The following is a 14864-nucleotide window of genomic DNA, read 5'->3' on the forward strand; positions in this document are numbered from 1 at the left end:
TAGACAAAACTTCACACATCACATAAGAAGGTGAACAATGTCAAACGAGGGGGACGATGGAGCTAAGGATTTGTATAATCCCTTCAGCTGTAAGCCATTGACCAAGTCTAAAGAGAGGTATAGAAGCATGAGCAAGCTAAGCTTCATTAGAGGCTCGAATGGTAAACCCGTAGCAACTAGAGCTCTAGAAGATGTATTAGCTAGCATTAATAGCTTGGAAGGCGAGTGCTTCTTCGGATACCCATTGATTCCAACACCCGAAGGAAAATTTTTTCTCGACGGCACTTACCTTAGTTGCACCAAGGGCATCGTTCTTTTCGACATTGTCGAAGGCACTAACTTGGGCAACTACAAAGAGCGGCAAGACGATCTGGCTAACAAGATTGAGTCTAAGCTAAGGCTTCATAGGGAGCTTTTGAATGGCCGCCGACTGATTCCGCCGATTAGCGTTGTAACTTACGCACCAGCACTGACGAACCTTAGTGCATACAATGATGCCGACTACCATGTTGCAAATGACAGCAATCTAGATGCTATCTTGGGTTCTATAACATGGTCTGATTCGTCTGATGCACTCTTTAAAGCCACTGTTTCTGCTATCGAAAGCCTCTCATCGATTAGAAAAAGCCGCCTAAGACGAGAAGTACATAACGCAGCATCACGAGGCTCTCTCCTTAAAAATCTTGAAGACTCTATTGCGACACTAGATCATCGTCAAAATCGTGCAGTTGTGGAAACTGTTGATGGCGTACAGCGGATTAGAGGGCTTGCAGGCTCAGGTAAAACGATCGTACTAGCACTTAAGGCTGCGTATTTACACACTCAACACCCTGACTGGAGAATTGCAGTCACCTTTAATACACGCTCTCTCAAAGGTCAGTTTAAGAGACTAATCAACAATTTTTGTGTTGAGCAAAGTGGTGAAGAACCTGACTGGACTAAACTTCGAGTTATTAATGCTTGGGGAGCTCCGGGTGGAGATGAGAGAGACGGCCTATATTATGAAGCATGTCGAGTTTCAGCATCAGACTTCTTTGATTTCAGAGCAGCGAAGGCTGCATTCGGCGATAATGAGAAATCATTTAGAGGTGCTTGTGAACATTTGCTATCAACGCTGCAAACCTCAGTTGAAGTATATGATGCGATCCTAGTTGATGAAGCCCAAGATTTTTCTCCCAGCTTTCTGAAGCTATGCTATACGATGCTGAGAGACCCAAAACGTCTTGTTTATGCATATGATGAATTGCAAAATTTATCCGGAACCTCGCTACCACCACCAGAAGAAATTTTCGGGGAAAACGAAAAGGGAATACCTTTAGTCAGTCTCGCAATGGACGAGCGCACTGACGTTATTTTACAAAAATGCTATCGAAACTCTAGACCTGTTCTAGTTGCTGCTCATGCCCTTGGCTTTGGTATTTATAGAGAACCACCACCCAAAACATTACAAACGGGCCTTGTTCAAATGTTTGAACAACCCGCACTCTGGCAAGAAATTGGTTATCGCGCGGAGAGTGGAGATCTAGAAAAAGGGAAGCATGTTGTTCTCCAAAGAACACCTGAGACTAGTCCTGAGTTCTTAGAGAATCACTCACCTATTGATGACATCATTCAATTTATTCGATTCGAAAATGAACACGATCAAAATGAATGGGTAGCTAAACAAATTCACCAAAACATTACCCAAGATGAATTACGTCATGACGATATCATCGTCATCAATCCAGACCCTCTTTCTGCCCGAGCCAAAGTGGGGCCTATCCGTAAGATACTGTTTGATAACAACATTCAGAGCCATCTCGCTGGTGTTGATACAGAGGCCGATGTTTTCTTCAGATCTGAATGGCCATCAGTTACATTCACAGGCATCTATCGAGCAAAAGGCAATGAGTCAGGCATGGTATATATCATTAATGCTCAAGACTGCCATGGCTATGGTGCTGGGCTTTCAACATTAAGAAGTCGCCTGTTTACGGCAATTACTCGTAGCAAAGCGTGGGTTCGTATTGTTGGTCATGGTCATGGAATGGATGCACTCATGAGTGAGTACCAAAAACTCCGTGATCACAATTTCATGCTCGACTTCACATATCCGACCGATGATATTCTAAAAACTTTGAGAATAGTTCACCGAGATATATCTGCACACGAAAAGAAACGTCTAGAGCAAAAGAAAAACTCAGCAGTAGATTTTGTTGAGGCACTTAAGAATGGAGAGCTTACATTAGCTGACTTGGATGAGGCAACTAAAGAAGCCCTTATTGCTCACATTCGAGATATGGGGGCACAATGAGCCCCCAAAATCTACATCTCAGTGTACATAAAGAACTGAACTCAATTATTTCATCATTAATTGAGTTCAGTTTAATAAACGATCAGAACTTTCCAGCAATTAAAAAACTACCAGACAATAAGCATGAGGTTAGTTTTAAAGGTGCAGACCATGTCTCTATAGCCATGAAAGATATAGATTATGGAGAGCTTTATAAAGAACTTAATTCTAAGCGTTCTTTCACTGCTAGATTAATTGATGGTGCATTGATACAGCTCTCATATCTTTTTGAAAATGGTGTCCTCATAAAGCATCGCTTAGCATTCTATCCATCACCATATCTCCAACCGTACCAGAACTCTGATGATGATTATAATCGAGATGAGATTTACTTAGAAATAGTTTCAAGGCGTATAATTCCATTTCCTTTGCGCTTTGACTACGATTCTTATGCAGCCAAAGATCTTATCCACCCACATTGTCATTTAACCTTGGGAGATGTTAAAGATTGTCGAATTCCAACATCAGGCCCAATCACCCCTCTTTGGTTTTTTGATTTTATTATTAGGAATTTCTACCAAACACAAAAAATCAATTTCATTGATAAACTCCCTGCACTCAAAAAAATCAATTTGAAAGGCACAATTACACCGTCAGAAAAAAATGTAATACATATCAATATACCAACTAGATAAGTAAAAGTGAAGGATAAGTTTCATCCTTCACCATGCTTAATCATAGTGTTACTACACTAACCTCATATAATACGTTGTATAACGCATAGATTGACATATACAGCACATAATTTAGACATTGCTCAGTTTTTCCTTCTGACATTATGTTCAACCAATAGCGTTTCAATACGTAGTGAATCAAGGTAATGTAATGAATCACAATAATTCATCCTTTCTCCTCTACATTTTTTACCTCCGGGCATTTTGGATTGCCACATAAATTTATAAACATACGTAACAAGATAAACCAACCTACCTAAAGAGGTATAATCGATAGGATCAATCCTAATAGGGAATGCTTGTTTCCCATTCCAAGACGGCACACCATGTCTTTTTTTAAAAAGCTTGTTCAGCATTTTCTTTTCAGTGTCATTGATCATCAAGAACAAATGAAAATGTGGTAGCCATAGATTATTCCCATGCTCAAATACGACTTCTAGTGCGCCATACATTGGGCTTTCAATACCTAGTTTTTTGATGTCTCGATAAAGTTTCGCCTTCAACTTCTGTGGGTTTAATTTATTCAACTCATTCTTTGCCAAAATATCACGATAAAGTACTAGTGAACAAAAGCTATAATCTCCATTCATCAAAACCTTAGTTACTGACTCGATGATTTTAATTCTCTTGGTTCTGACACATTGTTTGCAGGCAAGTGAATTACAATTGCAGTAATCATCTTCAATACAAGACATCAATTTATAAGCTAGCTCTCTATGATGACGTCCCTCCATTTTAATGAGTTGTTTAACACGATCTTGTGTCTCAATCTCGGCATCCTCCACAGTTTCGATGAGTGAGCAGATCAATTTGTATAATGACTTATTATCCATATCACCCCCCGATCTCAGAACCCACGGTTGATACCCAATGTTCAATATCCGAGCTCCGCCAACCAACAGCCCTCTTTCCTGTTAGCTGTATTTGCTTAGGGAATAGTCCCTTCTTCATCAATCGATATATTGTTGCTTTGGACAGTGCACAACATTCTACAACATCATTAATTCTGTATATTTTCATAACCATGACATTCCTTTTTCAGTGTCATGGCTCTTTACAGTTTCAAGTTCTTGTCATGTGTTTTACGTCTCTATCTAGAGAAGAATGTTTGATATGTTTGATATGTTTGCCCAATCGGCTCAAACGTTTGGTTCAGATAGCGAGTAGAATCGTATACTGTGGTAGCTATGCGACGAGAATCTAATAACGGCTCTCACTAAAATCAGCACGCTCAACACAACGCTGCAGGCTCAACACAACGCTGCAGGCTCAACACAACGTTGCAGGCTCAGCACAACGTTGCTGGCTCAGCACAACGTTGCTGGCTCAGCACAACGTTGCTGGCTCAGCACAACGTTGCTGGCTCAACACAACGTTGCAGGCTCAACACAACGTTGCTGGCTCAACACAACGTTGCAGGCTCAGCACAACGTTGCAGGCTCAGCACAACGTTGCTGGCTCAGCACAACGCTGACCGTCGCTCCTGAAGCTGATCAAGGTAATTTGCCCAACGTTGAAGCCATTCGCGACATTCATCTTCATACGTATACAAATTGTATGTTCCTTCGATTCCTCTTGGTGAATGACCAATAATTGCTTCCGCTATATCAGTTGGGCACTTCAAACGAGCAAGTCCTGTTCTCACCGTTCTTCTTAAATCATGTGGTGTCCAATGCGCGATGTCTAACATAGAACCACTACACCGCATTCTCCAAGCTTGCTCAGTAAGTTGCTTTTGTTGAATTGCAACTCTGGTTCTTAATGAAGGAAATACGTAAGTTGAGCTTAGTGACCTCAACGTTTTCAAAAATGAAATGGCTTGCGTTGGCAACTGCACACGTCTATAAGCACCATTCTTCGATAGCTTTATTCTAAAGGTTGCGTCATCAAAGTTGATATCTTCCCATTTTGCGGAACATAGCTCTCCCGTTCGACATCCAGTCCACAAAGCCATACGAATAATTGATTTATGTGTCGTAGTATAAGTCGAGCTTGGAAGCCAGATTAATAGTTTTTCTAATTCCTCATCATCAAGATGACGACTTCCTTTAGTAGACGTTAGCCTCACCTTTGCTCTTTTTAGTTGTTGCTTAACTAAATCAACTGGATTGACCATGTCACGAGATACAAATCCAGTATCGATGCCAATGTCATACGCAGACTTTAACTCTCGAAGAACAGCTCCGGCTTGAACATTTGCACCGCGTTTTAAAATCATATCCATAACAATACTTTTGATATCAGCAGAGGTAATTCTTGTTAGACTATAATTGCCAAGATACTGAACAGGATCTGCATACAACATTCTCCTCACCTCTCGTTGCCCTTTCAGCTTTCTTGCTCCATTCCTCAGAGATCCATCAACATTCTGCCCATCTTCTATATAACATGTAAGATAGTGATCAATGAGCTCCTTGAGCGTTACATCTTTAACTTTTAGAACGACATCAGATATAGTTACTGAAGATTGCTTTTTTAACTTATGCAACTCTCCATTACGCCTATAAACTTTTAGTTTAGCAAACTCAACTCGAGCCTCTGATAGAGAGGTTTCAGGATAGTAGGCAAAAGTAAACTGCTTCAGCTCTGATGTGACCGGATGCCGGTATCTATAGATGAAGCTCTTTGATCCTTTCTCACTACACCTCACTCTAAGTCCCCTGTTAACTCCAGTGTCAGTTAGATCCTCATCTGAAGGTTTCATTCGTTTAATATCAAGATCAGTGAGCGGATGTGTCTTACTCTGCTTCATTTTGAATCCTCTTCAATTTTTAATAAAGTTCATCACCTACGACATCCATCAAATAGAGGTGTGCGGCTTGTTATGCCTTTACAAATTTATGGGCGTTAGTGAAGAACTCAGACGAGTAGAATGGGTTGACTGCTAATGCAGCCTTTTAGAGTCAAAGTGATTTTGATGAGGAGCTTGCGTACATGTTGGTTCAGCATCTTGCAACGTATCTGGTACGATGCACTCAATAACTCATGTATAGCTTTTACAGTTTCTGAACCTTGCGATGTAACTTGCTATACAAAAAGCTACACATGACTGTGAGGTTGTGTGAGACATCCTGAGCGTCACAGAGATGCTCTGAGACAACGAAAGAATGACAACACAATGATCAATAAAGAATTTACCCCCAAGCTACAACCAGATATCAAGGCTCAGCTTCACCTACACACCCCCATGATGCAGCAGTACCTGACCCTCAAGGCTGAGAACCCGGAGATCCTGCTGTTCTACCGGATGGGCGACTTCTACGAGCTCTTCTATGACGATGCCCGCAAGGCCTCCCAGCTGCTCGACATCTCCCTGACCAAGCGCGGCCAGTCCGCCGGCAGCCCCATCCCCATGGCCGGGGTGCCCTATCATGCCATCGAGGGGTATCTGGCCAAGCTGGTGCAGCTCGGCGAGTCTGCCGCCATCTGCGAGCAGGTGGGGGATCCCGCCACCAGCAAGGGACCGGTGGAGCGCAAGGTGGTACGCATCATCACCCCGGGCACCGTCTCCGACGAGGCGCTGCTCAGTGAACGCCAGGACAACCTGATCGCCGCCGTCTATCACGATGGCCGCCGCTTCGGCTATGGCACCCTGGACATCGGCTCCGGCCGCTTCTTCATCAATCAGTTCGACAAGGAAGAGACCCTGTTGGCGGAGTTGCAGCGCACCAACCCGGCCGAGCTGCTCTACCCGGAATCCTTCGAGTTCCTGCGCCACGTCGAGGGCCGCCGCGGCCTGCGCCGCCGCCCGGAGTGGGAGTTCGAGCTGGGTACCGCCCGCAAACTGTTGTGCCAGCAGTTCGGCACCCAGGATCTGGTGGGCTTCGGGGTCGAACAGAGCGAGACCGCCCTGTGCGCCGCCGGCTGCCTGATGCAGTACGTGAAAGACACCCAGCGTACCGCCCTGCCCCACATTCGCGGCGTACGCCTCGAACAGCCGGATCACGCCGTCATCATGGACGCCGCCACCCGCCGCAACCTGGAACTGACCCAGAACCTGGCGGGCGGTTATGACAATACCCTGGCCGAGGTGCTGGACAGGACCGCCACCCCCATGGGCAGCCGCTTGCTCAAACGCTGGATCCACCAGCCGATCCGGGATCGGGTGATCCTCAAGGGGCGTCAGAGCACCATCGCCGAGCTCATCGAGCAGAACCTCTACGACGAACTGGGCGGCCTGCTGCGCCAGGTCGGCGACGTGGAGCGGGTGCTGGCGCGTCTGGCCCTGCGCAGTGCCCGTCCCCGCGATCTCACCCGGCTGCGCCAGGCCTTCGACCAACTGCCCGAGCTGCAACGGCTGCTGGCGGGTAGCGAACACGAGGCCGTGCAGCAGCTGAGCGCACGAGCCAGCACCTTCCCCGAGCTGCTTGATCTGCTGGAGCGGGCCGTGATGGAGGTGCCGCCTGTGCTGATCCGCGATGGTGGCGTCATCCGCGATGGTTTCAACCAGGAGCTGGACGAGCTGCGGGATCTCGCCAACGGCGCCACCGCTAGCCTCGCCCGCATCGAGGAACGGGAGAAGGCCCTAACCGGCATCAATACCCTCAAGGTGGGCTACAACAAGGTGCACGGTTTCTACATTGAGGTGAGCCGCGCCAACAGCCACCTGGTGCCGACCCACTACATCCGCCGCCAGACCCTCAAGAACAACGAGCGCTACATCATCGATGAGCTCAAGAAGTACGAGGACAAGGTGCTCACCGCCCAGGCCCAGGCGCTGGCGCTGGAGAAGCGTCTCTACGAGGAGTTGCTCGACGCCCTGTTGCCCCACCTCGGCGAACTGCAGGAGTCTGCCGCCGCGCTGGCGGAGCTGGACGTACTGTCAAACCTGGCGGAGCGGGCCGAGACTCTGGACTACCGCTGCCCCACCCTGACCGAGGAGGATCAGATCCTGATCGAGGCGGGTCGCCACCCCGTGGTGGAACAGGTGATGACGGATCCCTTTATCGCCAACCCGATCAACCTGCAGCGCAGTCGCCGCATGCTGATCATCACGGGCCCGAACATGGGGGGTAAGTCCACCTACATGCGCCAGACGGCGCTCATCGTGCTGCTGGCCCACATCGGCGCCTATGTGCCCGCGAGCAGCGCCCGCACCGGCCCCATCGATCGCATCTTCACCCGCATCGGGGCCTCGGATGACCTGGCTTCCGGCCGCTCCACCTTTATGGTGGAAATGACCGAGACCGCCAACATCCTCAACAACGCCACCGCCCGCAGCCTGGTACTGATGGACGAGATCGGCCGCGGCACCAGCACCTACGACGGCCTCTCCTTGGCCTGGGCCTGTGCCGAGCAACTGGCGAGCAAGATAGGCGCCTACACCCTGTTCGCGACCCACTACTTCGAGCTGACCCAGCTGCCCGCACTGATGGAGGGGCTGGCCAACGTCCATCTGGACGCGGTGGAACACGGAGACACCATCGCCTTCATGCACGCGGTGCAGGAAGGGGCGGCCAGCCGCTCCTACGGTCTGCAGGTGGCGGCGCTGGCGGGAGTGCCCAAGTCGGTGATCCATCAGGCTCGCCACAAGCTGGCCGAGCTGGAGAGCGCCACGCCGGCCCCCGCCGGCGAGGCACGCCCGGCCCCGGTCGTGCTGACACCCCAGCCCCACCCCGTGGTGGAAGAGCTGGCGGCTGTGCGCCCGGATGAGCTCAGCCCCCGTCAGGCACTGGATCTGCTCTATCGCCTCAAGCAGTTGCTGTAACCGGCGCCGAACGACAGCCATGAAAAAAGGGAACCGCGAGGTTCCCTTTTTTATTTTCTGTTCAATGGCTTGCCATCTGCCGGTCTGGCTTAGGCCGGACCAATCCGGTCCATCAGGCTCAGGTGGGAGGAGCCGTCGTGACGCTTGAGGTTCTGCCGGTACTCGAACTGGCGCTGACTCTCTTGCTTCAAACCCAGCATCAGGGAGTAGCACATGGCCAGCATGATCAGGGAGAAGGGCAGCGCTGCTATGATGCTGGCCGCCTGCAGAGCCGCCAGGCCGCCGGACACCAGCAGTATGGCCGCCACCAGTCCCTGACCCAGACCCCAGATGGCGCGGTGCAGCACGGGGGGATCCTGATCGCCGATGGAGAGCAGCGTCGTGATCACGAGCGTGCCCGAGTCGCTGGAGGTGATGAAGTAGGTGCAGATGAGCAGAGTCAGTACCCCCTTGGCAATCCAGCCGAAGGTATCCCAGTGCAGCAGCTCCACCGTCTTGTAGAGGGCCAGGGTCACATCCTGATTGACCGCTTCGACCACGCCACCGCTGCCGAACAGCTCGAGGTGCATGGCGGTGCCACCGAACACGGTGAGCCAGAGCATGCCGAGCAGGGAGGGCACCAGCAGGACGCCGAGCACGAACTCGCGGATGGTACGGCCCTTGGAGATGCGGGCGATGAACATGCCGACAAAGGGTGCCCAGGCGATCCACCAGCCCCAGTAGAAGGCGGTCCAGCTGGATTGCCAGGCCGAGGTGCCGTTGGCCTCGGTATTGGTCCAGAAGCTCAGCTTGACGATGTTTTGCAGGTAGTCACCGATGTTCTGCACATAGGCGTTGAGCAGATAGGTGGTCGGCCCCAGCGCAAGGAAGAGGGCGAGCACGAAGACGCTGAGCCAGATGTTGAGTTCGGAGAGGATCTTCACCCCGCGCCCCACCCCGGAGATGGCGGAAAGAGTAGCAATAACGCTGATGCCGCCGATGAGCCAGAGCTGGTTGGTCTGGGAGACCCCCATGCCAAACATCTGGTTCAGGCCCGTATTCATCTGGGAGACCCCCAGTCCCAGGGAAGTCGCCACCCCGAACACGGTGCCGAACACCGCCAGCACGTCGGCCGCGTGGCCCCAGAAGCCGTAGATGCGCTCACCGAGGATGGGATAGAGCACGGAGCGGATCGCCAGTGGCAACTTGCGGCGGTAGCTGAAGAACGCCAGCGAGAGACCGACGATCACATAGATGGCCCAGGGATGCAGACCCCAGTGGAAGAAGGTGAGGCGCATGGCGATCTGGGCCGCCTCCGGGGTCATCCCCTCGGTGATGAAGGGATTGCTCTGCAGGTGATACATGGGCTCGGCGATGCTCCAGAACACCAGACCTATGCCCATGCCGGCACTGAACAACATGGAGAACCAGGCGAAGTAGCCAAATTCCGGTACCTGGTCGTCGTCGCCCAGCCGGATGCTGCCAAAGCGGCTGAACATCAGATAGACGGCGAAGAACAGAAACAGGGCGACTACCAGGATGTAGTACCACTTGAAGCCGGCAATGATGGTGTCTTTGGCGCCGGTAAACCAGGTCCCCGCGGTATCGGGATCAAAGACGCCGAACAGCAGGAACAGGGTCACGACGGTCAGGGCCGTCATGGCCATGGTGGGATTGAGGCCTTTCAACAGCCCTTTGGTTGCTCTCATCTGGCCTCCTTAGTCATGGTTGAAAAAATCTTCGCCGACGTGATCGCCCGCCCCGCCGATGGCGCGATAGACCAGACGGCCCGCCACCTGTTCACGGTGATCCACCAGGCTGACCGACGGTTGACCGTTCACCGCATGGCGCTTGCCGAGGAAGATGGCCATGGGGACCCCCAGGCTGGAGACGCCGCTGGTGATCCAGAGCCGGTTGAAATCGTAGGAGCCGCCGATGAATTCAAGTTGGGCCAAGCCGTTGTCCAGGCCCGCCAGGTAGAAGTTCATGGCGCTCTCGTCGGGGAAGAGGTGTACCAGTACATAGGCATAGCGCAGTTCGTTCACCAACTCCTTTAATCTGAAAGCACCGGTGTTGCTGCAAGAGAGGGGCAACTCACCATCGTAGTGATGCACCTTGAGGTTGTTCGGGTCTTCGTCATAGGCGGGCTGGTAACGCACGAATGCCGAGGTATCTGGCAGTTCATAGCGAACTCTGACTACCCGTAGCTCGTTCACAAGGGACTTGATATCCAGGTCGTTCTGCATCATTTCGCTCCTCAAAGATCGGATTAAATTTCGAAAACAGCGGGATAACCTAACACAAAATTAGTTAGAGCAGAAACTATTAGACCAAAAACCATATTGACCTTGTGTGGAATTAGGCGGAAAATCTTGCGCCTCTCAACTACCAGGCCATGAGCCGGACCCCAGTGGAAAAACATGATGAAGTGCTGGTCGCCCTGCGCCAGATCATCCGTGCCATCGATATGCACTCCAAACGCTTGATCAAGGAAGCCGGGCTGACCTCACCACAGCTCCTGCTGCTCAAGGGGATAGACGAGCTGGGGCAGATCTCCATGCGCCAGCTGGCGGATCACACCAACATGAGCCAGGCCACCGCCACCACCATCATGGATCGGCTCGAGAGCCGCCACTTGGTGCAACGGATCCGCAGCGAGACCGACAAGCGCAAGGTACATGCGACGCTGACTGACGCGGGCCGAGCCCTGCTGGAACAGGCGCCGACCCCGCTGCAAGAGAGCTTCATCCTGCGCTTCCAGGCTCTGGAAACCTGGGAACAGACCCTGCTGCTCTCCTCCCTGCAGCGGATCTCCTCCATGATGAATGCCGATGGCATCGACGCCGCACCAGTGCTGAGCGTCAGGCCCCTCACCGAGGAGCGGGCATAAAAAAAGCTCCCATTCGGGAGCTTTTTTTATGGGCAGGCGCGGAAGGCGCCGCACTCGTATCACTCGTCCAGGCTGATACCGATATTGGAGACGCCGCCCTGGGCGGCAAACTCGCGGATGGCCAGGATGCGGTCGCTGTCGCGCTCGAAGGCCACGCGCTTGAGCAGTTCGACCTGAAACTCCAGCTCGGCCTCGATGTACTCGTGCTCGTAGAGTTCCTCATCGGTCAGGTCGCGCTCTTCCAGCATCTCGATGAAGCCGGCTACGGTGCCCACAGACGCGTGACTGGCATCCGTGGCTTCTTCGCCCACCCGGCAAATTACCGAGTTGTAGGCGCAGCCCAGTGCGACGCAGGCATCCAGTGCCGGATAGGCGCCATAGGATTCAAACTTGCTGGGCTCGGGAATGTAGATCTCGAACGCCTCCAGAATGGCCCCCAGATTGACCCGGGAACCCTTTACCGTGAGGTAGTTCCACATCTGATCCAGCGCGTGACGAAATGCCCTGGCATCGCCGAAACCGGACGCCTGGGAAAACAGCACATAGTTGGGGTACATGCGCTCTGCCAGCGCCAGGGTGTAGACGGTCTGCTGCCAAGGCTGCAGCTCGGCCAGTCGCTTATAAAACTTGTCACCAAACACTGGAGTCTGATCCTTTGCAAAATGTGGGGCAGATTGTAGCCCACGAGGGGGCTGGCGAAAACGAAAAAGCACCCTGCTCGGCTATCTTGCCCGATCAACTGGGGTAAGATGGGAACAGATCCCCCTTTGCCGTGCCATAAACATGATAAGGAACAAGAGTATGAGCCAACGTACCCTGCTTCTGCTCAGCCAGGACAACGCCCATTACGAGCGCCTGCTCAAGGCCGCTCACCTCCCCCATCTGCGCATTCTGCGGGCCGACAACCAGAGCGAAGCCGAACGGCTCATCGGTGAGGCACACATCCTGATGGCCGAGCCGGCTCGCGCCAAACCCCTGTTGCCCAAGGCCGGCAAGCTCGGCTGGTTGCAATCCACCTACGCCGGGGTCGATGTGCTGCTGGATGCCAGCTGTCGCCGGGACTACCTGCTCACCAATGTGCGCGGCATCTTCGGCCCCCTGATGAGCGAGTATGTGTTTGGCCACCTTCTGAGCCTGACCCGTCATCTGCCCCTCTACCGTGAACAGCAGCAACAGCAGCTGTGGCAGAGCCAGCCTTATCAGGGGCTCAAGGGCAAGACCCTGTTGCTGCTTGGCACCGGTAGCATAGGCCAGCACATCGCTCACACCGGCAAACACTTCGGCATGCGTGTACTCGGCATCAGCCATAGCGGTCGTGAGCGGGCGGGTTTCGATCAGGTGTATCAGCTGCCGGCGCTGAACAAGATGCTGGCCCAGGCCGACGTCATCGTCAGCGTGTTGCCGGCGACCCGGGAAACCCGCCACCTGTTCACCACCGATCGCTTCAACCACTGCAAGCCGGGCGCCATCTTCTTCAACGTCGGCCGGGGCAATGCGGTACACGAGGGAGACCTGCTGGCGGCCCTGCAAAACGGCAAGCTCGCCACCGCCGTGCTGGATGTGTTCGAGCAGGAGCCCCTGGCTCCCACCAGTCCCCTTTGGCATCAGCCCAATCTCATCATCACGCCCCACAACAGCGCCTACAGCTTCCCGGAAGATGTGGCCCAGATCTTCATCCGCAACTACATCCGCTTCATCGACGGCCAGCAGCTCGATGGGCGCATCGACTTCGACAAGGGTTACTGAGTCCGGTCCATGAAAAAGGCCCCGCCATGATGGCGGGGCCTTTTGCTATCTGGACAAGAAAGAGACTCAACCCGCCTCCATCTCCTGGCGATAGCTCTTCACCTTGGCGAGGAACTGACGCTTCTCCTTGCCGGAGAGCGGTTCAGCCATGGGCAACTTGACCGTCATGGGGTTCACCGGACGGTTGTTGATCCGCACCTCGTAGTGCAAGTGGGCCCCCGTGGAGCGCCCGGTATTGCCGGAGAGAGCAATCTTGTCACCCATCTTCACCTTCTGACCGGGTTTCACCAGCAACTTGCTCAGGTGCAGGTAGCGGGTCATCAGGGTGCGGCCGTGCTTGATCACCACATAGGTGCCAGCCAGCGGGTGACGGGTCGCCTTGAGCACCACACCATCACCGGTAGCCATCACTGCGGTGCCCACCGGCAGGGCGAAGTCGGTACCCTCGTGGGGGCGGACCTGACCCGTGATGGGGTGGCGCCGGGCCGGGTTGAAGTTCGAGCTGATCCGGTAGCGACTGTGGGTCGGATAACGGCGGAAACCACGCTCCAGGCTGTTCGCCTGACCGTCATAGTAGTTGCCATCCTCCGACAGCCAGGCAGATACCGCCTTGCCCTGGCTGAACACCTCGACACCCAGCAGCTGGGTGTTGCCCGTGCTCTTGCCCTCGACCGTCTCCTGACGCACCAGCACCTTGAATTTGTCACCTTTTTGCAGATCTTTCGCGAAGTTCATCCGCCACTGGAACAGGTTGGCAATCTTCTGGATATGGTTGGCCGGGATGCCGGCATTGCGGGCGCTGACATAGAAACTGCCATTGATGACACCGTCATAACTCTTCTTCTGCCACTCCACCTTCTCGTTGAGCATGTTGGCGCTGTAGGTGTCATCGGTGCGTTCCAGCACCAGGGTCTGCTTGATGTTCAGGCGGATCTTGAGCTGCTGCAGTATGTTGTCCTGATCGATCAGCAACTCTATGGTCTGGCCAGGCTTGAGGCGGGCCAGATGATTCTTGGCATCCGCATCCAGCACCTTGTAGAGGGTGGTGGTAGAGAGCCCCAGATTGTTGAAGATGGCCGTCAGGTTTTCACCGTTGCGCACCCGGTAATCCTGCCACTGGGGAGTCACATCCGCCGGGATGTCATCCTCCGGGGCGGCCGCCTCCACCAGTTCGTGGTCCGGGATATCGTTAAAATCGGTGTTGTCTTCGTTGGTCGCGGTGCCCGGGGTAGCGATGGGCAACTCGAGACGCAGTGGCCGCTCCAGGATGTCACCTGGTGCTGGCAATACGGCTACCGCCGACAGCGTCATGGCCGTGAGCAGTAACATGGCATAAAAATGCTTGCGGGGAACCGGGGGTTCCCAGTTGGCAGCCTGCGCTACCAAGGGACGGAGACGTTTCATCCGCTATCCTGTCATTAGATCTAAGGGTGGTAGTTGTGTGTCTGTCTTTATGATTTTTTATTATGAAAACCGTGCATCTGGCAGTTAGACCTAAATACTTACAAAAAGTTCATAGCTATATGCACGAACCTC

12 protein-coding genes are annotated in these 14864 nt (G+C 52.8%); 5 read left to right on the plus strand and 7 right to left on the minus strand.

The window, feature by feature from the left end; all coding sequences use genetic code 11:
• Positions 1–127 precede the first annotated feature (127 nt).
• Positions 128–2293, plus strand: a complete 2166-nt coding sequence (locus ACW5W7_RS09740) for a DEAD/DEAH box helicase (RefSeq protein WP_324021113.1) — start codon at positions 128–130, stop codon at positions 2291–2293.
• The gene (locus ACW5W7_RS09745) at positions 2290–2967 is read left to right on the plus strand and encodes a DUF2290 domain-containing protein (RefSeq protein ID WP_324021114.1); all 678 of its coding nucleotides are present in this window, start codon (positions 2290–2292) and stop codon (positions 2965–2967) included. The genes ACW5W7_RS09740 and ACW5W7_RS09745 overlap by 4 nt, the downstream gene beginning before the upstream one ends.
• A 122-nt stretch (positions 2968–3089) precedes the next feature.
• Here the strand turns inward: ACW5W7_RS09745 and ACW5W7_RS09750 are convergent, their stop codons facing one another.
• From ACW5W7_RS09750 to ACW5W7_RS09760, 3 genes are all read right to left on the minus strand, one after another.
• The gene (locus tag ACW5W7_RS09750; protein WP_456501556.1) at positions 3090–3839 is read right to left on the minus strand and encodes a hypothetical protein; all 750 of its coding nucleotides are present in this window, start codon (positions 3837–3839) and stop codon (positions 3090–3092) included.
• 1 nt (position 3840) lies between these two features.
• Complete coding sequence (locus ACW5W7_RS09755) at positions 3841–4032, minus strand: helix-turn-helix transcriptional regulator (RefSeq protein ID WP_410488146.1); 192 nt, start codon at positions 4030–4032, stop codon at positions 3841–3843.
• 433 nt (positions 4033–4465) lie between these two features.
• Positions 4466–5758 carry a tyrosine-type recombinase/integrase gene (locus tag ACW5W7_RS09760; RefSeq protein WP_456501557.1) on the minus strand — a complete coding sequence of 431 codons (1293 nt, stop codon included), beginning with the start codon at positions 5756–5758 and terminating at the stop codon, positions 4466–4468.
• A gap of 366 nt (positions 5759–6124) precedes the next feature.
• On the opposite strand from ACW5W7_RS09760, the gene mutS reads away from it, so the two are divergent.
• Entirely contained in the window at positions 6125–8713 is a 2589-nt protein-coding gene (mutS, locus tag ACW5W7_RS09765; protein WP_456501558.1) for a DNA mismatch repair protein MutS, read from the plus strand.
• An 89-nt stretch (positions 8714–8802) separates the two neighbouring features.
• Here mutS and ACW5W7_RS09770 read toward each other — a convergent pair whose 3' ends face one another.
• Positions 8803–10401, minus strand: coding sequence for a BCCT family transporter (locus ACW5W7_RS09770; protein WP_434664417.1), 1599 nt, complete (start codon positions 10399–10401; stop codon positions 8803–8805).
• A 9-nt stretch (positions 10402–10410) separates the two neighbouring features.
• Positions 10411–10938, minus strand: coding sequence for a hypothetical protein (locus ACW5W7_RS09775; protein ID WP_456501628.1), 528 nt, complete (start codon positions 10936–10938; stop codon positions 10411–10413).
• A gap of 164 nt (positions 10939–11102) precedes the next feature.
• Here ACW5W7_RS09775 and ACW5W7_RS09780 point away from each other — a divergent pair, with 164 nt between their 5' ends.
• The gene (locus ACW5W7_RS09780) at positions 11103–11582 is read left to right on the plus strand and encodes a MarR family winged helix-turn-helix transcriptional regulator (RefSeq protein ID WP_456501559.1); all 480 of its coding nucleotides are present in this window, start codon (positions 11103–11105) and stop codon (positions 11580–11582) included.
• 59 nt (positions 11583–11641) lie between these two features.
• On the opposite strand, the gene ACW5W7_RS09785 is transcribed toward ACW5W7_RS09780, so the two are convergent.
• A complete protein-coding gene (locus tag ACW5W7_RS09785) occupies positions 11642–12223 on the minus strand; it encodes a YjaG family protein (RefSeq protein ID WP_349919811.1) in 582 nt (193 codons plus the stop codon).
• A 160-nt stretch (positions 12224–12383) separates the two neighbouring features.
• Here ACW5W7_RS09785 and ACW5W7_RS09790 point away from each other — a divergent pair, with 160 nt between their 5' ends.
• Positions 12384–13328 (plus strand): D-2-hydroxyacid dehydrogenase, encoded by a 945-nt coding sequence (locus tag ACW5W7_RS09790; RefSeq protein ID WP_349919813.1) that lies wholly within the window; start codon positions 12384–12386, stop codon positions 13326–13328.
• A gap of 66 nt (positions 13329–13394) precedes the next feature.
• Here ACW5W7_RS09790 and mepM read toward each other — a convergent pair whose 3' ends face one another.
• Complete coding sequence (gene mepM / locus ACW5W7_RS09795) at positions 13395–14732, minus strand: murein DD-endopeptidase MepM (RefSeq protein ID WP_349919814.1); 1338 nt, start codon at positions 14730–14732, stop codon at positions 13395–13397.
• Positions 14733–14864 lie beyond the last annotated feature (132 nt).

It is taken from the genome of Aeromonas intestinalis (genome assembly GCF_054052485.1).